Source organism: Streptosporangium sp. G11, assembly GCF_051192615.1.
Taxonomy (GTDB): domain Bacteria; phylum Actinomycetota; class Actinomycetes; order Streptosporangiales; family Streptosporangiaceae; genus Streptosporangium.
Window position 1 is genome coordinate 39,399 of record NZ_JBPJUQ010000016.1, and the last position, 25,631, is coordinate 65,029.

Genomic DNA, 25,631 nt, shown 5'->3' on the forward strand with positions numbered 1-25,631 from the left:
TCAGCTGCGAAACCACCGCTGCGGGCGGGGGCGGACGTTCTGCCACACGTGCTTGGTCTCTCGGTACTCGGCCAGGCCCGCCGGGCCCAGCTCGCGGCCGATCCCCGACTGCTTGAAACCGCCCCACTCCGCCTGGGGGACGTAGGGGTGGTAGTCGTTGATCCAGACGGTGCCGTGCCGGAGCCTCCCGGCGACCCGCTGGGCCTTTCCCGCGTCCTGCGTCCACACCGCCCCGGCCAGGCCGTAGTCGGTGTCGTTGCCGAGGCGGACCGCCTCGTCCTCGTCGCCGAAGCGCTCGACGGTCAGGACGGGCCCGAAGGACTCCTCGCGGACCACACGCATGCCCCGGTGGCACTCGTCGAGGACGGTCGGCGGGTAGAAGTGGCCCTCGCCAAAAAGCCGCTCCCCTCCGCAGCGCAGCACCGCGCCCTCCGCGACGCCGGACGCGACGTACGCCTCGACCTTGGCCAGGTGCGCGGCGGAGATGAGCGGGCCGGTCTCGGCCTCGGGGTCGAAGGGTCCGCCGAGGCGGATGCGGGAGGCGCGGCGTACGAGTTCGTCGACGAAGGTGTCGTGCAGGGAGTCCTCGACCAGCAGGCGGGCACCGGCCGAGCAGACCTGTCCGGAGTGGAGGAACACCGCGGTGAGGGCGAAGTCGAGGGCGGTCTCGACGTCGGCGTCGGCGAAGACGATGTTGGGGTTCTTGCCGCCGAGCTCCAGCGCGACCCTCTTCACCGTCGCCGCCGCGGACGCCATGATCGTACGGCCGGTCGCCAGGCCGCCGGTGAACGACACCATGTCCACGCCGGGGTGTTCGGCCAGCGGGGCGCCGGCCTCGGCGCCCGCCCCGAGCACGAGGTTGCCGACGCCCGGGGGCAGCCCGGCCTCCTCCAGCAGGCGCATGAACATGATCGCGGTGGACGGGGTGAACTCGCTGGGCTTGAGGACGAAGGTGTTCCCCGCCACCAGCGCGGGGGCGACCTTCCAGGAGGCCTGCAGCAGCGGGTAGTTCCACGGGGTGATGAGGCCGCACACCCCGACCGGTTCGTGGACGACGCGGCTGATCGCGTCGTCACGGCCGGTGTCGATGACGCGGCCCGCGTCGGTTCCGGCGATGCCGCCGAAGTAGCGCAGGCAGGCCACCACGTCGGCGACGTCGTACTCGCTCTCGACGAGCCGCTTGCCGGTGTCGAGCGACTCGGCCCTGGCCACGTTCTTGACGTCGCGTTCGAGCAGGTCGGCCACCCTCAGCAGCAGCGCGCCGCGCTCGCGTTCGGGGGTGGACGCCCAGGTGCCCTCGTCGAAGGCCGCGCGAGCCTCGGCGATCGCGATCTCGGTGTCGGCCCGGGTGGCCTCCGAGACGGTCGCGACGAGGCCGCCGTCGGCCGGTGAGCGGATCTCCCGGTGGCCGCCCGCGACGGGATCCCTCCAGGTGCCACCGAGGTAGAGATCTGCCACGAACGGCCGTCCTTCCGGCTACCGCATGATCCGTTGCGTATGACGCATCGGAATGCTTAACGAGGAACAGAATCGACCCTTTTTGTTCATGTAGTCAAGGCTTTGCGGTCTTCATTACCGTGCCAGCCCAATCGTGAGGAGACCTCACCTGCGGCCGCCATCACCTGCTCGGCCACCCTGGGGAGTCGCTCGGACGGTAGCCGGAAGGTCGGCCCGGACACGCTCATCGAGGCGACGACCACGCCCTCGACGTTGAAGATCGGCGCCGCCACCGCGGTCAGGCCGACCTCCAGCTCGTCGGCGGCGGTGGCGTACCCGCGCGTCCTGACCGCGTCGAGCTCCTCGCGCAACAGCGCGGCGTCGGTGACGGTCAGGCCGGTGAACGGGCGCAGCGGCCCGGCGGCCAGCTGCTCGAACCGCTCCGCCGAGGCGTGGGCGAGCAGCACCTTGCCGTTGGACGTGGCGTGCAGCGCCACCCGCCGCCCCGCCCAGTTGTAGGCCTGCAGGGCCGAGGGGCCCGCCATCTGGTCGACGTACAGGGCCTCGTCGCGATCGAGGATGGCCACGTTGACGGTCTCGCCGACCGCCGCCGCGAGCCGCTCGCCGGTGGCGCGGCTCTCCCGGACGACGTCGAGCCTGACGGTCGCGGCCCCGGCGAGCCGGACGATCCCCACCCCCAGCCGGTACTTCCCCCGGTCGGCGGTCTGCTCGACGAGCTCGTGCAGCTCCAGCGTCACGACGAGGCGGAACGCCGTGGAGCGGTGGACCCCCAGCTCCACGGCGATCTCGCTGACGCCCAGGTCGCCGTGACGGGCGAGCAGCCGCAGGACGGACAGCGCGCGGTCGACGGACTGCACCGCAGCGCCATCTCTCTCCAGCTCGTTGCTCATGGCACAACTTTAAGCGGGTTACGCACGAACCCGGCCGCCAAGGCACCCTCTTACCTGGAACGTCACCGGCCTTGTCCAGATACATCCATTGATGAGTCGCAGCGCCCGTCGCCGCCGTGACCGGTCGCCCTCACCGGTCAGGCGCTCGGCGCGGTCTCCTTCCAGGCGTCGGCCCACCCTCCCTGCACCATGGTCTGGAAGACCCACCGGCCGCCCGACTTCACCAGCAGGTCCGCGTAACGCATGCCGTACGCCTCACCGCCGGCCGTCACCGTCGCGTCGGTGATCACGACGACCAGGTTCGCGGTCAGGAAGTGGGGCGTGCGGACCGACTCCATCGCGAGGTCGCCCGGCTCCCCGCCGCCCATCACCTCGGCCATCGTGCGCGTGAACCGCTCCCTCGTCCACCGGTCGGCCAGGCCGTCGCCGCCGGGACCGTCGGTCACCACGTTGAGCGGGAACATCGCCATGTCCGCCATGCGCTCGACGTCGACCTTCGCGCTGTGGGCGTCGTACTCGGCGAACCACGCCTCGACACTCTCCCGGTCTTCGGCCGTCGGCGTGAAGGCACCGGCACCGAACGGGGATTCCTGGACTTCCGACACTGTTCCGCTCCTTCGTCGACGACGCGTCTCACCGGCCCCTCGCCCGTCACCGTGACGGCACAGGGCGTCGCCCGGCGGCACGCTATGAACCGTACGTGATACCGTACACCGTACGGAACGGCTGTCAAGCGAGGGACGTCACGGGGGGCGTGCGGCGTGCGGAACCGCCGGCGAGTGATGCGGCATCACGAGGTGGCGTGCCGCGCGCGCCCTCGTCCCGGCGAAGGCGCGACCGCCGCCTCCGGGCAGGCCGTCAGAGTCGCCGGGACGGCCGCTTCCGGGCAGGCCCCGGCGAAGGCGTGACGGACACGTGCCGCGCCTCGCGGGCGGCGAGGGGCGGAGGCCCGGTCAGCGCGGAGAGCCGTCGCGGTGCCGGTAGAAGTCGGCGTGCTCGGCGGCGAGCGGGGTGTTGCCCAGGATCAGGTCGGCCGCCTTCTCCGCCACCATCATGACCGGCGCGTAGATGTTGCCGTTGGTCACGTAGGGCATCACCGAGGCGTCCACCACGCGCAGCCCCTCCAGGCCGTGGACCCGCATGGACAGCGGGTCGACCACGGACATGGGGTCGACGCCCATCCTGGCGGTGCACGAGGGGTGCAGCGCGGTCTCGCCGTCCCTGGCCACCCAGTCGAGGATCTCCTCGTCGGTCTCGACCCCGGGGCCCGGCGACAGCTCCCCCGCGTTGAACGCGTCCATGGCGGGCTGGTTCAGGATGTCGCGGGCGACCCGGACGGCCTCCACCCACTCGCGCCGGTCCTGGTCGGTGGACAGGTAGTTGAAGCGCAGCGCCGGGTGGACCCCGGGATCGGTGCTCTTGATCTTCACCGAGCCGCGCGAGTCGGAGTACATCGGCCCGATGTGCACCTGGTAGCCGTGCCCGCCCGCGGGCGCGGAGCCGTCGTAGCGGACCGCGATGGGCAGGAAGTGGAACATCAGGTTGGGGTAGTCGACGTCGTCGTTGCTCCGGGTGAAGCCGCCCGCCTCGAAGTGGTTGGTCGCGCCGGGGCCGCTGCGCAGGAACAGCCACCGCGCGCCGATCAGCGGCCGGTTGCGCCACTTCATCGCGGGCTGCACCGAGACCGGTTGCTTGCAGCCGTACTGGATGTAGACCTCCAGGTGGTCCTGGAGGTTCTCGCCGACGCCCGGCAGGTCGTGCACGACCTCGACACCGAGTTCGTCCAGCTCGGCGGCGTTGCCCACCCCGGAGAGCTGGAGCAGCTGCGGGGAGTTGATCGCGCCGCCGCAGAGGATCACCTCACCCGCGCGGACCGTCCGGCCGTCGTACGCGACGCCGACGGCCCGCCTGCCCTCGAAGAGGATGGCGGTGACGTGCGCCCGCGTCCTGACCTCCAGGTTGGGGCGGTTCATGACCGGGTGCAGGTAGGCGCGGGCGGCCGACATCCGGCGCCCCCTGCTGATGTTGCGGTCGAAGCGGGCGAAGCCCTCCTGGCGATAGCCGTTGACGTCGTCGGTCAGCGGGTATCCGGCCTGCTGCACCGCCTCGAAGAAGGCGCCGAACAGCGGGTTGCGCACCGGCCCGCGCTCCAGCACCAGGGGGCCGCCCCGCCCGCGCCAGGGATCGGCGGGGTCGGCGGCCAGGCAGTTCTCCATGCGTTTGAAATAGGGCAGGCAGTGGGCGAAGTCCCAGGTCTTCATGCCCTCGTCGGCGCCCCAGCGCTCGTAGTCCATCGGGTTGCCGCGCTGGAAGATCATCCCGTTGATGCTGCTGGAGCCGCCCAGCACCTTGCCCCTGGCGTGGTAGATCCGGCGGCCGTTCATGTGCGGCTCGGGCTCGGACTCGTACTTCCAGTCGTAGAAACGGCTCCCGATGGGGAAGGGCAGCGCCGCGGGCATGTGGATGAAGACGTCCCACGGGTAGTCCGGGCGGCCCGCCTCCAGCACCAGAACCCGGTTGGCGGGATCGGCGGACAGCCGGTTCGCGAGGGCGCTGCCGGCCGAACCGCCCCCGACGATGACGAAGTCGTACATGTCTGCCTCGCCTCGTTCAGCAGGTGGTAATGGCCGAGATTGTAGCGAATAGCGCAATAAGCTGCACCATTCGCAACGATGATTGTTGGCCGCGATGGCATTCGTTGCTCCCAGCGCTTACAGTCCCGCTATGGGCAACGATCCCCTCGGCAGCCGTGCCGCCGACAGCAGTGGCGGAGTCCAGTCCGTCGACCGGGCCATCACCATCCTGGAGATCCTCTCCGAGCGCCGCGAGGCCGGGGTGAGCGAGATAGCCCAGGAGATATCGGTCCACAAGTCGACGGCGTTCCGGCTGCTGGGCGCGCTGGAGTCGCGCGGCCTGGTCGAGCAGGCCGAGGATCGGGGAAAGTACCGCCTCAGCTTCGGGATCATCCGCCTCGCGGGTGGGGTGGCCTCCCGGCTCGACCTCACCCAGCAGAGCCGTCCCGTCTGCCGCCGCCTCGCCGAGGAGATCGGCGAGACGGTCAACATCGCCGTCCTGCGCTCCCACTACGCGGTCAACCTCGACCAGGTACGCGGCCCGGCGGCGGTCACCACCCACAACTGGGTCGGTGAGCTCACCCCGCTGCACGCGACCTCGAGCGGCAAGGTCCTGCTGGCCCACCTCGACGACCTGCACCGGACCCGGCTGGTCACGGCGGGCGGCCTGGAAGCGTACACCCCCAACACGATCACCTCCGCCGACGCGTTGGAGAAGCAGCTCCTGCGGGCCCGCGAGCGGGGCTACGCCGTCACCGTCGAGGAGTACGAGATCGGCCTCAACGCCGTCGCCGCCCCCATCCGCTCCCACGACGGTGAGATCGTCGCCGCCGTCAGCGCCTCCGGCCCGGCCTACCGCTTCAGCGAGGAGCGGCTGCACGAGCTGGCGCCGGTCATGATCGCCGGAGCCCTGGACATCAGCCACCGCCTGGGCCACACCGAACGAACCTGATCCGTCAGGCCGGCCGCCGTTCCCGAGGAAACAACGGCCGCCGTTCCCCAGGAGACACCGGCCACCGTCCCAGAGGACACCACGAACCTGACCGGCGACACGCCGGAACCGCGCCGCCCGCGTGAAGGATCGCGACGAAAAGTGCCGTTTAGCAGTGGTAATGCAATGGTCTGCTTTTAGTACTGATGTGGACTGTTTGTTCCATGGCTGCTCACCCGGCGGCTACCTTCGATGATGACCCGACCTCGGCTTTCACAAGGAAGGGAGGGCCGCCATGGGAGGCACATGCAGATCCTTTCGTCCATACTCGCTTCGCGCACGCACCACGCTGGGTGTCGCCGGCCTGGCTCTGATCTTCCTTACCGCGATCGGCGCCGGCGTCGACTTCCTGGTTCTCAACCGGGTCCAGGCCCAGATCTTCGACGAGGCGGAGCGGGTCGCCGTCAACTGGGGCGGGTCCCTCCAGCCCGGTAGCACGCCGCAACCGGTTCCGAAGACGGGCATCGACCTCCTCCAGCTCGTCGACTCCCACGGCCGGGTCGTGACGGCCAGCGCCGCGGCGGCGGGCAGGCAGGCCCTCAGCACGGCGAGGCCCCCCGCCGACGACCGGATCCAAGATCGCACGGAGTGCTCCGACCGGGGCGAGTGCGTCATGCTGACCGCCTTCAGGGTCCCTCAGCTGGAGACCTCCGAGCTCCGGCCGGTCGAGCCCCGCTTCGTCTACGCCGGGATGGCGCAGCCGCCCATCCTGGCCGGCCACCGCCTGCAGTACCTCACCGCCGCCGGAGTCCTGCTGGGCGTGGCCCTCGCGGCGTGGGTGAACTGGTGGGCGGCGGGCCGGAGCCTGCGCCCGGTGGAGGCGATCCGCAAGCACCTGTCCGACATCACGGTGAGTGACCTGAGCCTTCGCGTGCCTCAGCCGGCCGGTTGCAACGAGCATGCGCGGCTCGTCTGCACCGTCAACCAGACTCTGGCCCGGCTGGAGGAGGCGGTGAAGCTGCAACGCCGGTTCGCCGCCACCACCTCCCACGAGCTCAGGACCCCGCTCACCGGCCTGCGTCTCCGACTGGAGGAGGCGGTGCTCTACTCCGACGTCGACCCCCGCGAAACCATCCGGGAGGCGCTGTCGATCACCGGGCGGCTGGAGGCGATCGTCGACGACCTGCTGGTACTGGCCCGCCTCCGCGCCGGCACCCCGGCCGCGCACGAGCCGATCGACCTCGGCGCGCTGGTCGCCCAGGAGGCGGCGGCCCAGGCGGGAGGCGTGCCGGTGCACGTCCACATCGGCCACGATGTGCACGTCCGGGGCAACCGGATCCAGCTGATCCGGGTCCTGAACAACCTCCTGGCCAACGCCCGGCGGCACGCCGGCACCGTGGTCGAGGTCACCGCCGAGCGCGTGGGCGGCCAGGCCGTCGTCACGGTGACCGACGACGGGGACGGCATCGCGCCGCAGGACCGTGAACGTGTCTTCGAGCGCTTCGTCCGCCTGGACGACGGGCGGCGCCGTGAACCCGGGGGCAGTGGGCTGGGCCTGGCCATTTCCCGTGACATCGTCCAGGCCCACCACGGAACCCTGCTCGTCGAGGACAGCCCGAGAGGCGCGCGGTTCGCCCTTCGCCTGCCGCTTCAGCGGGAGGCGACCGCACGAGCCGACCCGCCGCGGGACCTCCGCGACATCGGCCACCACCTGGACCACCTGGACCACGCCGAACAGAGCTGAGCGCCACGGTCTTTCCCGGTCGCCGTGTACGGTTCCGACGCCGCGCACGGTTCCAAGGACACCGGCGGCCCCGAGCTCCTCCTCACCGTGGCGGCCGGGCGCGCGTACGCCAAGCTCCTTTTCACCGTGGCGGCCGGGCGTGCGCACGGCGGCCGGTCCGCTCGGCCGAAATCGTGCCGGGAGGCTCAACCGAGCGGTTCACGGGCGATCACGGTCGCGGCACGACCTCACATCGGCGGGCGCTATCTCGTCATAGGGGTATGAACGTGACAAAACTTCGGTATGCCAGCCTCGGCCTCCTGGCCGCGACCGCGCTGTACACCGGTATATGGGCCTATTTCTCTCCGGAGAGCTGGCATGCGAATTTCCCCGGCTTCGGACTGAGCTGGCTGCCTCAGCTGGGCCCCTACAACCAGCACCTCGCGAAGGACGCCGGGGCGATGTTCCTGGCGATGGCCGCGTTGACGATCATCACCTTGCGCTACGTGCGCGACAACCGGGCCGCGCAGACGGCGGGTGCGATGTGGCTGGTCTTCAACGTGCTGCACCTGATCTACCACATGCAGCATCTCCACATGTACGAGACGCGCGACCAGATACTCAACGTCGTCTCCTTGTCCTCGCTGGTGGTGCTGTCGATCCCCCTTCTGGTGACGTCGCTCCCCGGACGGCGAGACGACACACGATGACGAACAGGAGCACGGGGGCGGAGGGGGGCGCGGCATGCGTGTAGCGGTGGCAGGCGGGACCGGGCTGGTCGGACGGTACGTGGTCGATGAGCTGGCCGCGGCAGGACAGGAGCCGGTGGTGCTGGCCAGATCACGGGGCGTGGATCTCGTGACGGGTGCGGGGCTCGACGCGGCCATGGCGGGCGTGGAGGCGGTCGTCGACGTGAGCAACGTGACGACCACGAGCGGCAGGAAGGCGCTGTCGTTCTTCGACAGCGTCGGCCGCAACCTCCTGAACGCCGGTGAGCGCACCGGGGTGAAGCACCATGTGGCGCTGTCGATCGTCGGCGTCGACCGGGTCGGATCCGGCTACTACCAGGGGAAAATCCATCAGGAGGAAGTGGTGAGGGGCGGCCGGACGCCGTGGACGGTGCTGCGGGCCACGCAGTTCCACGAGTTCGCGCAGCAGGTCCTCGACCGGGTTCCGAAACCTCTCGCGGTGGTGCCCCGGATGCGCACCCAGCCGATCGCGGCCCGCGAGGTGGCCCGGCACCTCGCGGGACTTGTCCTGTCCCCGGCGCAGGGCATGGCACCGGAACTCGCCGGACCGCGCGTCGAGCAGCTCGCCGACATGGTGCGCCGGCTGCTGCGGGCCCGGCACCAGCGCCGGCTGCTACTGCCGGTGAAACTCCCCGGCGCCACGGGTGTGGCCATGACGGGCGACGGCCAGCTGCCGACCGGACCGGGCCCCCGAGGCAGCCAGACCTTCGACGAATGGCTCGCCCGGAACGCCGCGCAGGGAGGATGACGAAGCCGTGTCCACGCCACCCGGGCCCACCCAGGACCCCACCCTCGGCTCCCTCATGGCCGAACGCCGCAGACTGCTCAATCTCGGCTACCGCATGCTCGGATCGATGCAGGACGCCGAAGACGTCGTTCAGGAGACGTACGCCCGCTGGTACGCCCTGCCCGAGGAGGGTCAGCGGGAGATCGAGGCGCCACTGGCGTGGCTGACCCGGGTCGCTTCGCGGATCTGCCTCGACCACCTCGCCTCAGCGCGGGTCCGCCGCGAGCGCTACATCGGTGAATGGCTGCCCGAGCCGGTCCGAGGCGCCACGTGGACCAGCGTGGGCGAAGAGGGCGGGGTGGATCCCGCCGACCGGATCACGCTCGACGAATCGGTCAGCATGGGAATGCTCGTGGTCCTGGACTCGATCACTCCCGCGGAACGCGTCGCCTTCGTCCTGCACGACATCTTCGGCATGCCGTTCACCGAGATCGCCGAGACGGTGGGCCGTACCTCCGCGGCCTGCCGCCAGCTCGCCGCCTCCGCCCGCAGACGCCTCGCCCGCCAACGGCCCGGCAGCAGTACGGCGCGGGAGCATCGGCAGGTCGTCTCCGCGTTCCGCGAGGCGTGCGAGACCGGTGACCTCGTCGCCCTCGTCGCCCTGCTCGATCCCGACGTCGAGTCGCGCAGCGACGGAGGCGGCAAGGTGCGGGCGGCCCTGCGCCCGGTCGCCGGTCGGGACAAGGTCGCCCGCCTCTTCCTTGGCCTCATGCGCAAGGAACCCGAGGTGGAGCTCATCGAGGAAGACGTCAACGGCACCCCCGGCCTGACGGTCCGCATCGCCGGCGCCACCATCGCCGTCCTCGCCATGGACGTGCGCGACGGTCTGATCACCGACGTGTGGCTGGTGGTCAACCCGGACAAACTCCGCGCGTGGACCGGCTCCGGCACCCCCTGAAGAACCAGGCCGTACGGTGTCCCGCGCCGTCCCTTCCGCGGGCGGCGTTCCGCCCGGTGCACCGAGCGTTCTCACGATCACGACGCGAACACCGCTTGACCGTTGGACCATCCTTCGAGTTCCACGAACCACGGGACATTCTCGGGGTGTGCCGCCGCCCCGGCACGGGAGCACCCGTGCCGGGGTGACGCGAAGTTCGTCTATATCGGATAGCCCCACGACTGGTTCGGACCGCCGACGCAGTCCCACACCTGAAGTCGGCGGCCGTTGGCGCTGTCACCGTACGACAGGTCCAAACAGCGACCGGACCACGTGTTGCGATACGCGCTCCCGACCCGGGTCCAGCGTTGCTGGGGTGACCCGTTACACGCCCACACCTGCAGCGGGGCGCCGTTGCCGATGACTTCCGCGGGCTGGTCGAGACACATCCCCCCGATACCGAGTGATCCGTTCTCGTTGTGCCTCCACTGCTGGTTCGGCCCGTTCCAGCAGTCCCAGATGCGAACGGCGGCGGCGTTGGTGGCCGCCGGGTCCATGTCGACGCACTTGTTCGTCCCGTTCCAGCGCATCTCACCCGTTCCACCCGAGGCGGGGGCCCATGCCTTGTTGAGGCGGTGGAAGGTCAGCGAGACCAGTGTGACGTTGCCGCCGGCCGCGTAGGCGGAGATCCCCAAGCTGTCGGCCGCCGAGTTGAAGTTCGTGTTCTCCGTGTACGAAAGCCTCCCGTCGTTGCCGAACGCCTCGACCTGGCCACGGTCCACCAGCACCCGCATCTTGATCCGGTTGTTGACCGGGGCGAGCGGCTTCCATTCCATCTGTTGCAGAGCGCGGTTGTAGGCGATGGTCCGGTCGCTGGACCCGTTCGCGCGCTGGTGCAGCCGGAACCCGAACTCGGAGGCCGTGGCGCCGGTGAGGTCCCACTCCGAGATCAGTTCGTAGGTGTCCGCGTTGATGCCGTTCAACGGATCCGTGCCGTCGCTCGTCGTGATCGTCCGCGTGCCCCACGTCTGGGCAGGCTGACGGATCGTCGAGATCTCACTGACGGGAAGCCGGGTCACCCGCAGACCTTCCGGGAAGCCGCGCAGTGACAGCTGCGCGGGAAAGGACGCGTTGCCGGTCCATGTCGAGCCGCGATTGCCGGGCTGCCAGAACATCTGGACAACACGGTTCGCCGGGAGGTTCGTGAAGGTGAGGCCCGCGTAGACCGAACCGTCGAACCCGGCGCGTCCCTGGTCCAGGCGCTGTGGCGCCGGGAAGCCGGCGTCCGGGACGAACACTCCGTTGCTGTTGAGACCGCCGACCGCATACTCACCCTGGGCGTCGTTCAGGACCCACCTTTGATCGCCCGTGTCGCCGTCGACGGGTAGCTGGTAGATGTCCGGGCACTCGAACGCCCAGTCGGCCCGATACTCACCGCGATAGGTCCACGCGAGCAGGTTCGTCGAGCTGAAGAACTTCAGGGTGTTGCCGCCCTCGTTGCCCCACAGCACCATGCCCCAGCGGTTGCGGGCGGCGTCCCAGAAGACCTTGGGGTCACGGCTCTCGTACGGCGTCGAGATGACCTTCGCTCCACCGTTGTACATCTGGAAGCGGTCGCCGCCGTCCGTGCTGTAGGCGATGGAGACACCGTCGGTGTTGGTGAACAGCAGGATCGGGTCGTGGTCGCCGTTCTTCAGGCCGGTCACGTTGCGCGTGTCGACCCAGCCGCCGCCCGAGAAGAGCGTGGCGTTGTGCACCCCCGGCTCCAGGGCGATCGGCCTTTGCGTCCAGTGCACGAGGTCGGGGCTGGTCGCGTGCCCCCAGTGCATGGTGTCCCAGTTCAGGCCGTGCGGGTTGTGCTGGTAGAACAGGTGATACGTACCGCGGTAGTACAGCGGCGCGTTCACGTCGTTCATCCAGCCGCTCTGCGAGCTGAAGTGAAACTGGCCGCGGAACGGTTCGTCGTAGGCGGTGGGGGCGTAGGGATACTCGGGATAGTCGGCGGGCACTCCTGCCTGCGCCGTACCGGCGGGGATCGCGATGAGGCCGAATGCGGCTGTCGCGGCGCAGAGAATCACAGAAACGACGCGACGGCCTAATAGCGCGAGTTTGGACATCGAGCTGCACACCTTTTGTCAAGGACGGGCGGGGGGTCGGGGCGGGGCCTGTCATTGCTCGGGTGGTGGCGGCGATCCGGTCATGAGCGCCGCCGGTTCGGGCATGGAGTCGAAGGAGAGGTGATCACGGTGGCGCACCCGCTCAGCTGACGCATGCGGATGCGGCCTCCCGCTTCGAGCGCGTGCGGCGTGCTCGTACCTTTCAACCGATCGAGGGCGGTATGCCCTGGCCTGGCCTGCGGGTGCGGGCACGTATCCTGGTGATCTTCACGGACATTCTGACCACAGAGATCATCAACCCGTCGCGGTTCAAGGCCGGTCGGTCGCCCGGGGCTTTCTCGGGGCGCCGGGCGGTAGTTCTCCGGAGCCGCGGACGATCAGCCGGGTCGGGATCTCGACCGTGCGGGCCTTGGAGCGGTCGCCGTCCAGGCGGGCCATCAGCAGTTCGGCGGCGGCTTTCCCGATCGCGGCGGAGTCCTGGGCGACCACGGTCAGGGCGGGCTCGAGCACCTCGGCGAGCGGGAGGTCGTCGAATCCGACGAGGGCCACGTCCCGTCGGCGAAGCCTGGCCAGTCCGAGGACGACCCCGGTCGCGGCGAAGTTGTTGGCCGCGAAGACGGCCGTCACCGGGTCTTTCCCGGCGAGCAGGCGGGCGACGGCCGCCGCCGCGGCCTCCTGGTCGTGCCCGGTCTCCACCAGCGCGCGGTCGAGGGGGATGCCCGCCTTGGCCAGGGCCTCCCGGTATCCCTGGAACCGCTCCCGCCTCGTGTACAACGTCGAGAGGTCGCCGATGAACGCGATCCGGCGGTGGCCATGCGTGATCAGGTGGGCGACGCCGGACCGGGCCCCCTCCCGGTTGGCGCTGACCACGCAGTCCGCGGTGAGCCCGCTCGGGGGCCGGTCCAGGAAGACGATCGGCAGACCCGCCGCCCGCTCGGCCCGCAGGGGGTGGTGATCGCTGCTGGCCGAGGGCACCACGAGCAGCGCGGTGACCCTGCGCGCCAGAAAGGCGGAGATCAGCGAGCGCTCGCCTTCCGCGGTCTCCTCCGAGGAGCCGACGATCAGGGTGAGGCCGCGGTGCCGGACCGCGCCCTCGATCCCCCCCGCGACGGTGCCGAAGAACGGGTTGCCCATGTCCGGGATGACCAGCCCGATTGTGGAGTCTCGCGCGCCGACCCGCATGTTCCGCGCCATCAGGTTGGGCTGGAATCCCAGCCTGTCCATGGCTGCCAGGACGCGGGCGCGGGTCTCGGCGGACACCGGGTCTTCGCCGTTGACCACCCGGGAGACGGTCTTGGCGGTGACGCCGACCTCGCGGGCCACATCGCTCATGGTCGCGCGGCGTACCTTGGACATGGGCAACCGTTCTTCTTCGTCGTGACCACTGCGTCGAGGACAGGCTAGAGGGTGGTCGAGCACCTTTGGTCCGGCGGCCATCAGGAGAGCCCGGAGGTGCGGATCGCCTTCCGGTCGGCGACGGGCTCGCCTTCGTCCGCCTCCAGCTGCAGCGCGCCCGTCATGATCGAGACGACCTCGGCCATGTCGTGGTCGCCCGGCCTGATCAGGCCGACCCTGCGGCCGAGCCGCTGGATGTGGATGCGGTCGGCGATCTCGAAGACCTGCGGCATGTTGTGGCTGATCAGGATCACCGGCAGGCCGCGGTCGCGAACTCGGCGGATCATGTCGAGGACCTGCCCGGACTCCTTGACACCCAGGGCGGCGGTGGGCTCGTCCATGACCACGACGTGCCGGGCCCAGGCGACCGCGCGAGCCACGGCCACGCCCTGCCGCTGGCCGCCGGAGAGCGTCTCCACCGGCTGGGTGAGCGACCGGAGACCGATCTTGAGGTCGGTCATGTGCCGGGCCGATTCCTCCCGCATCCGCTTGTGGTCGAGCATCCGGAACACCTTCCCCAGCAGGCCGGGTCTGCGGACCTCGCGGCCGAGGAACATGTTGCTGGCGATGTCGAGAGAGGCCGCGACGGCCAGGTCCTGGTAGACGGTCTCGATGCCGTGTCGGCGCGCGTCCAGGGGGTCGCGGAACCGGACCGGTTTCCCGTCGAGCAGGATCTCGCCCTCGTCCGGCTGGAGTGCGCCGGTCAGCGCCTTGATCAAGCTTGACTTGCCGGCGCCGTTGTCGCCGATGACGGCGAGCACCTCACCGGGCATCAGGTTGAAGTCCACGCCGTCGAGCGCGGTCACGTGGCCGTAGCGCTTGACCAGGCCGCGTGCCTGCAGGACCGGGACCGGCGGGGTGTCGGTCATCAGATCCTCCTGCGGGAGAGCTGGTCCACGGTGACCGCCAGGATGACGAGCACACCGGTGATCAGGGTCTGGTAGATGGAGGGCACGCCCATGAGCTGCAGGCCGTTGCGGAAGACGCCGACGATCAGGGCGCCGATCAGGGTGCCGATGACCAGGCCCCTGCCGCCGAACAGGCTGGTGCCGCCGAGCACCACGGCGGTGATGCTGTCGAGGTTGTCGGTCTGCCCCGCCTGCGGGTCGCCGACCCCGGTCCGGGAGACCAGCAACAGCGCGGCGATGCCGTACACGAGGCCGGCGACGGTGTAGACGCCGACGGTGAGGCGGGCGGTACGGATGCCGGTGAGCCGCGCGACCTCGGGACTGTTGCCGAGGGCGTAGACGTGCCGTCCCCAGGCGGTCTGGCCGAGCAGGTAGGCGAAGAGCAGGAACAGCAGGATCGTCAGCAGCGAGCCGTACGTCACCTGGGTGTCGCCGATGGCGAAGGTCTCGCCCAGCGCGGTCAGCGGGGCGGGCAGGTCCACCACCGTCTGGTCCTGTGAGTAGATGTGGGTGAGGGCGAAGGCCACGTTGAGCATGCCCAGCGTGACGATGAACGGCGGCAGCGGGATCGCGGTGACCAGCAGCCCGTTGGCCGCGCCGAAGGCCGCGCACACCAGCAACCCGAGCGCGATCGCGACCAGCGGCGGCACGGTGCCGTCCGCGGCGAGCTTGGCCATCAGGACACCGCCGAAGGCCATGATCGCGCCGTTGGACAGGTCGATCCCGGCGGTGAGGATGATCAGGGTCTGGCCGATGGCCAACGTGCCGACCACCATCACCTGCTGGATGACCAGTGAGAAGTTCCCGCCGCTGAGGAACTGCTCACTGTTGAAGGAGAAGAAGACGCAGGCGAGCAGCAGGGCCGCCAGTGGCCCCACGGTCGGCGTGGTCAGCAGTCTGCGCACCGCCGACGGCTCGGCGGCCGTCGGCGGCTTCGAGGGCGTGAGCGTCGTGGTCATCGTCTTCAGCCCCAGCAGTTCTGCAGGCCGAACGCGGTGTCCTTGGCGTCGACGCCGTCGGCGCTCTTGTCGGTGATCAGGGTGACGCCGGTGTCGGTGTAGCCGGAGGCCTTGGTGCCGCTCTTTCCGTAGGTGACGACGGCCTTGACGCCCTGCTCGGCCATCTTCAGCGGGTACTGCTGCGAGGTGGCCGCGATCTGACCGCTCTGCACCGCCTTGGTGCCCGCGCAACCACCGTCGACCGAGACGATGAGCACGTCCTTCTCCCGGCCCTTGGCCTTCAGCGCGGTGTAGGCGCCCAGGGCGGCGGGCTCGTTGATGGTGTAGACGACATTGACGTCGGGGGCCTTCTGCAGGCAGTTCTCCATGGCGGTCTGGCCCTTGGCCTGGTCGCCGCCGGTGTCCTGGGAGCAGACGACCGACGGGTCGCCTTCGGCGATGCCGAAGCCCTTGAGGAAGCCGTCGTGGCGGAGCCGCCCGACCGCGACGCCCGGCGCGAGGTCCAGGGTGGCGATCTTGGCGGGCTTGCCGGCCATCACCGCTTTGGCGTACCGGCCGATGAGCTCGCCGGCCTTGAAATTGTCGGTGGCGAACAGCGCGTCGGTGGCGTCCTGCGGCTCGGTCGGGCTGTCCAGCGCTACGACCATCACCCCCGCCGACCGGGCCTTCTTCACGGCGGGGATGATCGCCTTGGAGTCGCTCGGCGTGATGAGGATGCCCTTCACCCCGGCGGCGACCATGTTCTCGATCGCGGTGATCTGGCCGGCGTTGTCGCCGTCGAACTTGCCCGCGGCGGTCATCAGCTCCGCGCCCTCGGCCTTCGCGGCGGCCTCGGCACCCTCCTTCATCTTGACGAAGAAGGGATTGGTCTCGGTCTTGGTGATGAGGCCGACCTTGACCGAGCCGGAACCCTCCTTCGCCTGAGAGGCTCCGGTGTCACTCCCCCCGCAGCCCGACAGGCCGATAGTGGCCACGGCCGCGCAGGCGGCGAGCGCACCGGTGGTTCGAATGCTACGAGGCATGGGGTACTCCCTGTTCCTGTGGGGGCATTGGGTGTCAACGTTGACATTTGTCAACGTTGACACCCGTTGCCAAGTGATGATGAACTCCGCAGGACGAAACGTCAATGCCCTCCCCTCGTAACAAGTCGGCAACTTCGACGGAAGCTTGCCCGCCCCCAGAAAGGCAGGCCATGTCCCTCACCCAGGTCACCGTGCTCGGCGAATGCGTCGCGGACGCCTTCCCCGCCGGGAGCCCCGAGCCAGGCGGGCTGACCCTGCGCGTGCTGCCGGGCGGCGGGCCGGCGAACACCGCGGTGGCACTCGCGCGGCTTGGCACCCGCACCCGCTTCCTCGGACGGATCTCCCACGATGCCTTCGGCTCCCTGTTCCGCGCCCACTTCGACGCGTCGGGGGTGGACCTGGTCACCTGCGTCGACGCGGCCGAACCCAGCACGCTGGCGGTGACCACCCTGGACGACGCGGGCCGAGCCGGATACTCCTTCCACGCCGAAGGCAGCGCCGACTGGCAGTGGAGCGCGACCGAATTGACCGCCGACCGGATCGGGGACGCGGCGTGCCTGCACACCGGCTCCCTGGCCCTGGTCCGCGGCCCCGGCGCCGAACACGTCGAGAAACTGCTGGCGGCCCTGCCGGAGACGGTGACCGTCTCGATCGATCCCAACGTGCGCGCCGCGCTGGTCGACCCCGCCGTCTACCGGGCGCGGATGCCCCACTGGTGCGCGCTGGCCGACATCGTCAAGCTGAGCGACGACGATCTGGAGTACATCCACCCCGGCGAGCCCGCGGAGCGGGTCTGCGACGCATGGCACGCCGCGGGCGTCCGGCTGGTCGTGGTCACCCGCGGCCCCCTCGGCGCGCTCGTCTCGGTGGACGGTGTGCGGGCCCAGATTCCCGTGCTCGCGGCCGAGGTCGTGGACACGGTCGGTGCGGGCGACTCCTTCACCGCCGGCCTGCTGCACCGGCTGGGCAGCGAGGGATTGCTCGGCGGGCGGCTCAAGGCCCTCAGCCTGGAGCGGGCCGTCGAGGCCGCGGCTTTCGCCTCGCGAGTCGCCGCACTCACCTGCTCGGTCGCCGGGGCCAACCCGCCCTGGGCAAGGGACCTGGCCGCGTTCAATCCGTAGGTTCCGTGTTCAGGTCCCAGGCTCCCTACCGCCCCGACCCGCGGGTCCTCACCCGGGAGAGCCGGCGATCACGACCTGGGACATGCCCGGGAGAGCCGGCGGTCACGACCTGGGACATGCCCGGGTTGTGCGCCGTCTTCGGCTGCGCGGGTCAGGGCGATCACAGATGAGCAGTGGGAGTCACCTGCGCCGCGCAGAGGCCCTTCACCCGGGTCCGCGCCACCAGGGGCGAAGCAGCTCTGTGTGACGGCGCGACTTCACTTGACCTTGACACGGTGACAAGGTCTTCACTGTTGCCGAGGAGGTGGTCCCGATGACCATGCGGGAACAGGACACGGATACGATTCGAGCTTTCCAGGGGCTGGAGGACAGCCGCCCGTCGGTGCGGCTGCGGGCGGCGATGGCGGTCGGCACGACCCCTGACCCGCGGTTCATCGGCAAGCTCGTCGAACGATGCGCGATCGAGCCGGAATTCCATGTGCGCGACATGCTGACCTGGGCACTCACCCGCCACCCGGCGTCCGTGACGGTTCCGGAGCTTCTCAGGGAACTCCGCTCGGAGCGCGCGCAGGCACGAAGCCAGGCGCTGCACACGCTGTCCAAGATCGGGGATCGGCGGGCGTGGCCGGCGATCACACGGGCGCTTCTGTCCGACGCCGACGACGAGGTGGCGCGGAGCGCCTGGCGGGCGGCGGTCGTGCTCGTGCCCGACGGTGAAAAGCCCGAGCTGGCCGCGGTGTTGTCGAGACAGCTCGGGCGCGGCGAACGTGAGACGCGGCTGAGCCTCAGCCGGGCGCTGGTCGCGCTCGGTGAGATGATCGTGCCCACGCTGCGCGCCGCGATGACGGATCTCGACCCGCGCGTGCGCGCGCACGCGATCGCCACGGAACGGCTGTTGCTCGACCCGGATGCCGGATTCGAGTTCGCGATCGAGGAGGCCAAGCGCGTCGTGGCCCTCGGCGGAGGCGGCAGGGAGGAGTGATGGGCAGTGTTGATCGGTGAGGTGGCACGACGCTCCGGGGTCAGCGCCCGCATGCTCAGGCATTACGACTCGCTTGGCCTGGTACGGCCAACGGGCCGTAGCGACGCGGGCTATCGGGAGTACTCCGGCGAGGACATCCGGCGGATCTTCCATATCGAGAGCCTGCGGTCCTTGGGGCTGTCGCTGCGTGACGTCGGGCGCGCGCTCGATGATCCCGGCTTCACGCCCTCGGAGCTCGTCGCCGACCTCATCCGCCGGACGCGAGAACGCATCGCGGCCGAGACGGAGTTGCTCACGCGACTGCGTCGGATCGACGCCGTGGAACCGGCCGGCTGGGAGGACGTCCTCCAGGTCGTCACACTCCTGCGGGCGTTGGGGTCAAAGAGCGCCGGCGAGCGCCAGCGCGCGGCCCTGTCCTCGGTCGAGGAGGTTTCGGTGCCGGTGGAAGCACTGGTCGAGGCAGCGCTGAGCGAGAGGGACCCGAACGTCGCCGGAGCCCTTCGCTGGGCTTTGGCGCAATCGGGCGACGGCGGCTTGGCGCTGCTGGCGCGGGGCCTCGGCTCACCGGTGGCCGAGGTGCGCGAACGTGCCGTCCAGTCCATCGCCGAGATTCCGGACGGTGAGGCGACCACACTGCTGCGGGACGCCCTCGCCAACCCCGACATCGTGGTCCGCAGGTACGCGGCCCTGGCACTCGGGGCCCGTGGAGTGGCCGACGCGATCCCGACGCTCATCGATGTCGTCGTCGAGGGGACGAACGACGTCGACGCGGCCGACGCCCTGAGCGCGCTGGCCGGCCGTCCCGCGCTGGCGGATCGGATCGCCACCGGGCTCGTCGATCGCCTCACCCACGGCGGCGTTGAACCGTCCGCGCGGCGACGGCTGACACAGGCGCTCGCGGACATCCCGGGAACCACGGTGTCACGAGCCCTCGCAGATCTGTCACACGACGAGGACCGTGCCGTCGCGCTTACCGCGACGTACATTCTCGGGATACGCGACGCACGATGACGGATCCTTCCCGGGCGCGGTAGGCGCGCCGCCGACAGGCTCGCGAGCGGTACCGGCGCCCGCCGCGACGTCGGCGTGGATCCGGCCCCGCCCGCCCCGGCCACGACCGTGCCCGCCTCCTGCTCGGCGAGTACGCGGGCCTCGACCAGCACCGGTCGCGGCACGGCGCCACCCACCTTGGCGACGCCGAAATCCCCCTCCGGCTCATCAAGGAACCCCCGCACCGCCATGCGCTACGTCAAACAACGGCACCGGAGGTCTGTCCGGTGAGTGATGACCGTACGGTCCTCACTCGGGCGTGGACGGTGTGATGGTGCGCATGTCAATCCATCCTGACAACTCCTTCAGGAAGACGACGCCGTCGATCGTGTCGAGCTGGGCCGGGTCCAGCGGGAAATAGGCGAAATCGCGGGAGACGCGCTGGGCGGGCTTCGTGACGGCCTCGGCCAGGCGGCGGGCGTCGACGAGAGAGTGGTCCCACGGGAGCGTGGACAGGACGCCCTCGACGGTGTCCGGGGGCGGGGTGTCGTCGCCGACCGTGCCGAAGGCGGAGGCCAGGAAGGCGTACCGGTCGCCCAGGTGCGTTGCGATGATCGCCCCCGCGCTCCACCACTCCAGCATCTGGTCACCGAACGACATGAGGCTCTTGTTCCGCTGCAGGTGGAGGTTGGAGGTGAAGACCAGGGCGGGGCCGTGCTCGGCGACGGCGCGCAGGTTGGCGGCCATCATCGCGTCCCGCAGGGCCGACAGCCGCGATATCCGCGCAGGGGACGTGTCGGCCATCCAGGAGTGGTAGCGGAGCAGGCCGACGGCGGTGCGCCCGTACAGCGCCGCCCGCTCCCTGTCCTCAGCGCTCAGCCTCGGCATCTGAGTGTCGAGCAGTGCCACCAGGTCGTCGGCGAGCAGCCGCAGCCGCTGGGCGTCGGCGGATCGGCCGATCGACTGGGACGGGTCCATGACCGTGGCCTCGTTCGTCCACCGGTCGTCCGGGCCGAGCAGCGCGTCGAGGGTTTCCATGGTGCAGGGCAGCGGGCCGTCGAGGAGGGCGTAGAGGGCGGTGAGCGCCTGGCGCGGGCTCTCGGCCCAATACTCCAGCGGGCCGTCGAAGCCGAAGAACCGGAGCTTCTCGTCATGCTCCTCGTTGTACGCGCGCATCCAGCGCACGAGCTCGCGGTTGGCCGGGGACGTGCCGAAGCGGTGGCTGAAGCCGCGTTCCATGACGTCGTCGAGCGTGCCCGCGCCCGTCGTGATGTGGTCGTGCACCACGAGGCCCCTGAGGCAGTCGCTCTCGATGGCGAACGACCGGTAGCCCTCGTGCTCGACCAGATGCCGGAAGATCTCGTTGCGCAGCTCGCCCAGCTCCTCCACGAAGTGTCTGGCCTCGCCCAGGCCGAGCAGCAGGGGCTTGGCGGGAAGCGACCGGAGAAACGCCGAGACGCCCGCGCCATCGAGCGGCCGGGCCGTGTCCTTGATATCCATGCCCTCAACGGTATCGTTGAACATACGGTGTAAACTTTTCGGCGGAAATGCTCGCGTTCACCGCAGATAACCCTCAATCGGTGATGCATCCACGAGGCCGGCGGCCCCGGCGCGCGAGCATGGCCTGTCCACCCGGGCGATCAGGAACCACGAGGACGCCGGCATCCTGGGTAGAACGAACAGAGGAGTATGACAAGGCCACGGCTCGGGGTCTCCGGAGTCACAACTTCACCGAGGCCGTCATCGGCTACGGCCGGTTCCTGGTCATCACCATGGGCGAGTCCAACCCCGCGCCGGCCACGTCGAGACACATGATCGTGTACGGCGAGCTGCTCGCCCTCGACGACGAGGCGCGTCTCGGCCGGGCGGCCATCGCAGAGGCGCCAGATCGCGAAGCCGCCGCGACACTGCTGCCGACCGGCGGCGACGGCCGCGCGGAAGTCCATCCCTGGCGCTTCGGCGGCAGACCCGCTCACTGAGGTTGAAAGATCATCGGCGGTGATTCATGGCCGGTGGACGGCCTCGCGTTTGGTATGCCGGAGTCATGCGGTACCCGGAGGGTAGTGGATCGACCCCCAAAGACCGGGCGCGACGTTCAGACCGGGTTCACGCTCCGGGCCCGGCGTGGCAGGCTGCAGGGGTGCGGTATGCAGATTGGGGCGAACGTTCCCCACGGTGGGCCGGAATCCGTAGCCAGGCGATCGACGTCGCCGGTACCAAGGTCCATTACCTGAGCGCCGGCAAGGACCAGGGTGGGCCCACTCACCTGCTGATTCACCCCATGGCCGGTAGCGCGTCGATGTGGATGGACACCATCGCCGAGCTGAGCGCCCACGGTCCGGTGGTCGCGCCCGACCTGCCGGGCTCGGTGTTCGGCCACACCGGCTCGCCGCACCCGCGCGCGTCCAAGGCCGAGCTGAGCGCGCGTTTCCTGCGAGCGTTCACCGGCCGCATGGGGCTCAAGGCCACCGTCACCCACGGCTGGTCCATGGGCGGCCTGGTCGCGGTGCACTTCGCGACTTCCTCGCCGGACAGGGTCGATCGTCTCGTCCTGGCCTGCCCGGCGCTGCCCGGCCCGATCCCGCCGGACGAGGCCACCTTTTGGCGCGTTCTGGGCCGCCCGCTGCTCGTGGTCGGGCCCGCACTGCTGCGGGGCGTGCTGCGGGTGGCGGGCCGGCGCATGATCGATTTCAAGCTGCGTGTCTACGCCGATCCCGGCGCCTGGTCGGGCGGCGTGGTCGGTGATGACCTCGAACGGCTCTCGCCCGAGATGCTGGCCTTGCTGAGCGACGAGCTGCGGGCCACCGACCCGCGCCGCCTCGGTGACGCCGTCGCGGCCTTGGCCTCGGTGGTGTCCAGCCTCTACGTCGACCGGGATGCGGTTCATCGGATGATCGAGCAGCTCGGCATGCCCACGCTGCTGCTGGCCGGGGCGCAGGACAAGCTGGTCACCACGGCCACCGTCGACGACGTGGCCGCTCGCCGCCCCGACTGGGCGCACCGCACCTTACCTTCGGCCGGGCACCTCCTGCCCCTGTCGGAGACGCGCGACTACGGCGCGACGGTCGCCGACTGGCTGGATTGATCTCGGCGGGAAGCCCCTGATGGGGCCCGGTGGGATGGGCGGCCGGTAGGTGGACCGGTTTCACCGGCCGGGGACATCGGTTGAGAGCCGCACCCAGGCCTTCTCGCTCCTCGACGCCTCAGCGCAGCCGCGGGATCGAGACCTACGAGGCCAACCGCTCACGTGCGTTATGAGCGGAGCCGACCGGCTCGACACCACGTTCGGGCTGGTTGATCTCAGCCCACACCACATCGAGGGAGAGGCCGAGGACATCGGCGATCGCCGCGACGGTCGGGAAGGCGGGAGTCGCCACGCGACCCGTCTCGATCTTCCGGAGGGTCTCCGGTGAGATACGCGCGTCGAGCGCGGTCTCGAGCATCGAGCGCTCTCCCCTGGCGCGACGCAACAGGGCGCCGAGGCGCTGTCCGCGCTCGACCTCTTCGGGTGTTAACGGCAACCTGACCATGGCTCCGATTCTAGTACCGGGATAACATGGCCGGGATAGTTATTGGTTGCGCGAGAAAGGCGCCGCATGATCGAGATCCTGAACCCCCCCGGCCTGGCCCGAGCGAAGGAGACAGGTGCCCTGGTCGCTCACATCTTGCAGACGCTGAAGAGCCGCAGCGCGGTAGGCACGAACCTCCTGGACATCGACCGGTGGGCCCAGGCCATGATCACCGAGGCCGGAGCGCTGTCCTGCTACGTCGACTACGAGCCATCGTTCGGACGCGGGCCGTTCGGCCACTACATCTGCACGGCTGTCAACGACGCCGTGCTCCACGGACTGCCGTACGACTACACGCTTGCCGACGGCGACCTGCTGACGCTCGACCTCGCCGTCTCCAAAGACGGGGTCGCCGCAGACTCTGCCATCAGCTTCATCGTGGGCGACTCGAAGCCCCCGGAGAGCGTCGCGATGATCAGCGCGACCGAACGCGCACTGAGCGCAGGCATCGCGGCCGCCGGGCCCGGAGCTCGCATCGGCGACATCTCCCATGCCATCGGCTCGGTCCTCAGCGAGGCGGGGTATCCGATCAACACCGAGTTCGGAGGTCATGGCATCGGATCAACGATGCACCAGGACCCGCACGTCTCGAACACCGGACGGCCCGGCCGTGGATACAAACTGCGCCCTGGGCTGCTGCTCGCACTGGAACCGTGGGTCATGGCGGACACCGCCGAACTCATCACCGATGCCGACGGGTGGACGCTCCGAAGCGCGACAGGCTGCCGGACAGCACACAGTGAGCACACGATCGCCATCACCAGCGACGGAGCCGAAATCCTCACCTTGCCGAGGTAGGCGCGACCGTGAGGTCGAGCGCTTCCACCGAACCGTGGCCGACGGATGGGCCCATGCCCGCCACTGCCGGTCAGAACCCGAGCGCCGAAAGGCACTGGAAGCATGGCCGCATCACCGCGACCACCACCGGTGGGAGCCGGTCGCGCCGAGCAGCCGCCCCTCACGCGATTGGTCAACGTCCCCGATCGGTACGACCAGCGCTGGGGCGGGGGAACGAGTCCACGGCGGAATGTCGCACGGGGGCGGTGGTCCACAGGACGTCTACCTGATGCTCGGGCAGGCAGCGGGTGAGCGCGGGAAAGGGAACGTCCTGGCGCACCAGCCGGGTCTCGGGGAAACTGCGGCGAACCTCTCGTGCGACGCCGGTCATGTCGATTTGCCTCAGGATCGCGCCAAGGCCGAGCGCCTGACCGGCTAGCCTGGCCGGACTTCGTCGCCGACTCTCAGCTCGCCGAGGTTCCTGGGCACCAGGCAGATGCCGAACCAGGTATTCCCGTCCCAGCGGCGGTGTTTGGCCAGGGTTTGCAGGGGTTCCTTGCCGCGGTCCTGAGTGGCCGGGTCCCAGATGGTGGCGGCGCAGCGGTCGCACAACTTCGAGACGCGGAAATCGATCTCGCCGATGCGGACCGACGTCCAGGCGTCCTCCGCGAAGGGTTCCGCGCCGTCGATGACGGCGTTGGGCCGGAAGCGGGCGACGTCGAGGGGGTCCGGGGGGTGCTCCTGGCGTTCCATGGCGCCTTCGGCGATCCAGTCGTCCAGGCGCTGGAGCGAACTCCTGGAGACGAGCAAAAGGGGTGCGTCCCAGAGGCCGCCGTGTTCCTCGGTGATGGTCCGGCGTCCGGGGTCGTCCACCCAGACGAGGCGGGCGGGCTTGCCGAGCAGGCGGGTGAACCATTCATGGGCGTCGGCGTGGGCGAGCACGGCTCGGTCGAGGTTGGAGAAACCCAGCGGGATCGTGTCGCCGGTGGCCGGGGGGACCTCGAGTTCGCCCACGCCCTTCGCCGACAGGCGAAGACCGCCTTCGAGGGTTTCGGCGGCCGAAACCGAGAGGAGCCGGGGGTGTTCGCCTACCCAGATCAATTCTCCCAGCGGGTCCACCACGACCCAGCGGCGGTCGCCTTCCAGACCCCAGGGGAGGACTTGGGCGGATGGGCGGGCGATGCCTTTGGTGGACTTGACGGGGTAGGTGCGGATCTCCGCTAATTCCATTAAGCAAGAATAGGAGAAAGCGCTTTCTTAGGGTATGGGAGCGTGTCCACGGGGCGTCCGGATCTACGGCCTGCGCTCGGCGGCGCAGGCCCGCACCGCGGTCACACCCGGCGAGCAACCGCGGTCAACTCTCGCGAACGACACCACCCTGCTCGACCTGGCCTGCGGCATCCGCCTCCGCGGACTCCGATCCTCACCCTGAGAACCCTCGGTCATCCTGTCAGGCGTTCCGCAAGTCGGTCACGGATCTTCGTAGCGGCGGCGATGCGCTCGTCGAGGGCGGCCAGCCGGGCGCGAGCCTTCTCCAGCGTGAGGTGGCAGATCGGGCTGCCGGGCCGGGTGAAGTCGGCGGGCACCTCCCGGTCCAGCAGGTCGACGAAGGTCTGCATGTCGGTGAGAGTGAAGCCGAGGTCGAGCAACTCCCGGATGTGGCGCACACGCTGTACGGCGCGCTCGTCGTAGTCGCGGTACCCGGCCGGGGACCGCCGCGGCTCCAGCAGCCCGTGCTGTTGGTACCAGCGCAGCGCCCGAGGGGTGGTGCCCGCGGCACGGGCGGCTTCTGCGATCCGCATG

The 25,631-nt window shown here is 69.8% G+C and carries 24 protein-coding genes; 11 read left to right on the top strand and 13 right to left on the bottom strand.

Translation table 11 applies throughout. The annotated features are described in order from the left end of the window. The 4 genes from ACSDR0_RS17755 to betA all read right to left on the bottom strand — a co-directional run bounded on the left by ACSDR0_RS17755 (nucleotide 1) and on the right by betA (nucleotide 4,942). Nucleotides 1–1,458, bottom strand: a complete 1,458-nt coding sequence (locus ACSDR0_RS17755; protein ID WP_435289924.1) for an aldehyde dehydrogenase family protein — start codon at nucleotides 1,456–1,458, stop codon at nucleotides 1–3. Between the two features lie 86 nt (nucleotides 1,459–1,544). Continuing rightward, nucleotides 1,545–2,348 (bottom strand): IclR family transcriptional regulator, encoded by an 804-nt coding sequence (locus ACSDR0_RS17760; RefSeq protein ID WP_435289925.1) that lies wholly within the window; start codon nucleotides 2,346–2,348, stop codon nucleotides 1,545–1,547. 137 nt (nucleotides 2,349–2,485) lie between these two features. Continuing rightward, a complete protein-coding gene (locus ACSDR0_RS17765; RefSeq protein ID WP_435289926.1) occupies nucleotides 2,486–2,953 on the bottom strand; it encodes a nuclear transport factor 2 family protein in 468 nt (155 codons plus the stop codon). Nucleotides 2,954–3,301: 348 nt separating this feature from the next. Continuing rightward, nucleotides 3,302–4,942, bottom strand: coding sequence for a choline dehydrogenase (gene betA, locus ACSDR0_RS17770; RefSeq protein WP_435289927.1), 1,641 nt, complete (start codon nucleotides 4,940–4,942; stop codon nucleotides 3,302–3,304). A 130-nt stretch (nucleotides 4,943–5,072) separates the two neighbouring features. Here betA and ACSDR0_RS17775 point away from each other — a divergent pair, with 130 nt between their 5' ends. From ACSDR0_RS17775 to sigJ, 5 genes are all read left to right on the top strand, one after another. After that, complete coding sequence (locus tag ACSDR0_RS17775) at nucleotides 5,073–5,873, top strand: IclR family transcriptional regulator (protein ID WP_435289928.1); 801 nt, start codon at nucleotides 5,073–5,075, stop codon at nucleotides 5,871–5,873. 274 nt (nucleotides 5,874–6,147) lie between these two features. Next, the gene (locus tag ACSDR0_RS17780) at nucleotides 6,148–7,596 is read left to right on the top strand and encodes a sensor histidine kinase (protein WP_435289929.1); all 1,449 of its coding nucleotides are present in this window, start codon (nucleotides 6,148–6,150) and stop codon (nucleotides 7,594–7,596) included. Nucleotides 7,597–7,862: 266 nt separating this feature from the next. Then, the gene (locus ACSDR0_RS17785; RefSeq protein ID WP_435289930.1) at nucleotides 7,863–8,285 is read left to right on the top strand and encodes a hypothetical protein; all 423 of its coding nucleotides are present in this window, start codon (nucleotides 7,863–7,865) and stop codon (nucleotides 8,283–8,285) included. Between the two features lie 34 nt (nucleotides 8,286–8,319). After that, nucleotides 8,320–9,072: an SDR family oxidoreductase gene (locus tag ACSDR0_RS17790; RefSeq protein WP_435289931.1), complete on the top strand. Its 753-nt coding sequence runs from the start codon at nucleotides 8,320–8,322 to the stop codon at nucleotides 9,070–9,072. A gap of 7 nt (nucleotides 9,073–9,079) precedes the next feature. Continuing rightward, nucleotides 9,080–10,009: an RNA polymerase sigma factor SigJ gene (gene sigJ / locus ACSDR0_RS17795; protein ID WP_435289932.1), complete on the top strand. Its 930-nt coding sequence runs from the start codon at nucleotides 9,080–9,082 to the stop codon at nucleotides 10,007–10,009. A gap of 200 nt (nucleotides 10,010–10,209) precedes the next feature. Here sigJ and ACSDR0_RS17800 read toward each other — a convergent pair whose 3' ends face one another. From ACSDR0_RS17800 to ACSDR0_RS17820, 5 genes are all read right to left on the bottom strand, one after another. Continuing rightward, nucleotides 10,210–12,105 carry a ricin-type beta-trefoil lectin domain protein gene (locus tag ACSDR0_RS17800; protein WP_435289933.1) on the bottom strand — a complete coding sequence of 632 codons (1,896 nt, stop codon included), beginning with the start codon at nucleotides 12,103–12,105 and terminating at the stop codon, nucleotides 10,210–10,212. Nucleotides 12,106–12,414: 309 nt separating this feature from the next. Then, nucleotides 12,415–13,461: a LacI family DNA-binding transcriptional regulator gene (locus tag ACSDR0_RS17805; protein ID WP_435289934.1), complete on the bottom strand. Its 1,047-nt coding sequence runs from the start codon at nucleotides 13,459–13,461 to the stop codon at nucleotides 12,415–12,417. Between the two features lie 80 nt (nucleotides 13,462–13,541). Continuing rightward, nucleotides 13,542–14,369 carry an ATP-binding cassette domain-containing protein gene (locus ACSDR0_RS17810; protein ID WP_435289935.1) on the bottom strand — a complete coding sequence of 276 codons (828 nt, stop codon included), beginning with the start codon at nucleotides 14,367–14,369 and terminating at the stop codon, nucleotides 13,542–13,544. Further along, nucleotides 14,369–15,367 carry an ABC transporter permease gene (locus ACSDR0_RS17815; RefSeq protein WP_435289936.1) on the bottom strand — a complete coding sequence of 333 codons (999 nt, stop codon included), beginning with the start codon at nucleotides 15,365–15,367 and terminating at the stop codon, nucleotides 14,369–14,371. The genes ACSDR0_RS17810 and ACSDR0_RS17815 overlap by 1 nt, the downstream gene beginning before the upstream one ends. 5 nt (nucleotides 15,368–15,372) lie before the next feature. After that, nucleotides 15,373–16,389: a sugar ABC transporter substrate-binding protein gene (locus ACSDR0_RS17820; protein WP_435289937.1), complete on the bottom strand. Its 1,017-nt coding sequence runs from the start codon at nucleotides 16,387–16,389 to the stop codon at nucleotides 15,373–15,375. Between the two features lie 170 nt (nucleotides 16,390–16,559). Between ACSDR0_RS17820 and ACSDR0_RS17825 the strand changes: the two genes are divergently transcribed. The 3 genes from ACSDR0_RS17825 (at nucleotide 16,560) to ACSDR0_RS17835 (ending at nucleotide 19,503) form a co-directional block, all read left to right on the top strand. Beyond that, nucleotides 16,560–17,510 carry a carbohydrate kinase family protein gene (locus ACSDR0_RS17825; protein WP_435289938.1) on the top strand — a complete coding sequence of 317 codons (951 nt, stop codon included), beginning with the start codon at nucleotides 16,560–16,562 and terminating at the stop codon, nucleotides 17,508–17,510. Between the two features lie 313 nt (nucleotides 17,511–17,823). Then, on the top strand, nucleotides 17,824–18,492 hold the full coding sequence (locus tag ACSDR0_RS17830) for a HEAT repeat domain-containing protein (protein WP_435289939.1): 669 nt from the start codon (nucleotides 17,824–17,826) through the stop codon (nucleotides 18,490–18,492). 6 nt (nucleotides 18,493–18,498) lie between these two features. After that, a complete protein-coding gene (locus ACSDR0_RS17835; protein WP_435289940.1) occupies nucleotides 18,499–19,503 on the top strand; it encodes a HEAT repeat domain-containing protein in 1,005 nt (334 codons plus the stop codon). Nucleotides 19,504–19,791: 288 nt separating this feature from the next. Here ACSDR0_RS17835 and ACSDR0_RS17840 read toward each other — a convergent pair whose 3' ends face one another. Further along, nucleotides 19,792–20,982, bottom strand: a complete 1,191-nt coding sequence (locus ACSDR0_RS17840) for an erythromycin esterase family protein (protein WP_435289941.1) — start codon at nucleotides 20,980–20,982, stop codon at nucleotides 19,792–19,794. Between the two features lie 272 nt (nucleotides 20,983–21,254). Between ACSDR0_RS17840 and ACSDR0_RS17845 the strand changes: the two genes are divergently transcribed. Beyond that, a complete protein-coding gene (locus ACSDR0_RS17845; RefSeq protein ID WP_435289942.1) occupies nucleotides 21,255–21,461 on the top strand; it encodes a hypothetical protein in 207 nt (68 codons plus the stop codon). Between the two features lie 65 nt (nucleotides 21,462–21,526). After that, the gene (locus ACSDR0_RS17850; protein ID WP_435289943.1) at nucleotides 21,527–22,567 is read left to right on the top strand and encodes an alpha/beta fold hydrolase; all 1,041 of its coding nucleotides are present in this window, start codon (nucleotides 21,527–21,529) and stop codon (nucleotides 22,565–22,567) included. Nucleotides 22,568–22,709: 142 nt separating this feature from the next. Here the strand turns inward: ACSDR0_RS17850 and ACSDR0_RS17855 are convergent, their stop codons facing one another. After that, the gene (locus ACSDR0_RS17855) at nucleotides 22,710–23,012 is read right to left on the bottom strand and encodes a helix-turn-helix domain-containing protein (RefSeq protein ID WP_435289944.1); all 303 of its coding nucleotides are present in this window, start codon (nucleotides 23,010–23,012) and stop codon (nucleotides 22,710–22,712) included. 66 nt (nucleotides 23,013–23,078) lie between these two features. Between ACSDR0_RS17855 and map the strand changes: the two genes are divergently transcribed. After that, nucleotides 23,079–23,849, top strand: a complete 771-nt coding sequence (gene map, locus ACSDR0_RS17860; protein ID WP_435289945.1) for a type I methionyl aminopeptidase — start codon at nucleotides 23,079–23,081, stop codon at nucleotides 23,847–23,849. A 414-nt stretch (nucleotides 23,850–24,263) separates the two neighbouring features. Here map and ACSDR0_RS17865 read toward each other — a convergent pair whose 3' ends face one another. Both ACSDR0_RS17865 and ACSDR0_RS17870 read right to left on the bottom strand, forming a co-directional pair. Continuing rightward, the gene (locus tag ACSDR0_RS17865) at nucleotides 24,264–25,058 is read right to left on the bottom strand and encodes an MOSC domain-containing protein (RefSeq protein ID WP_435289946.1); all 795 of its coding nucleotides are present in this window, start codon (nucleotides 25,056–25,058) and stop codon (nucleotides 24,264–24,266) included. A 212-nt stretch (nucleotides 25,059–25,270) separates the two neighbouring features. After that, on the bottom strand, nucleotides 25,271–25,630 hold the full coding sequence (locus ACSDR0_RS17870) for a MerR family transcriptional regulator (RefSeq protein WP_435289947.1): 360 nt from the start codon (nucleotides 25,628–25,630) through the stop codon (nucleotides 25,271–25,273). Nucleotide 25,631: the final 1 nt, after the last annotated feature.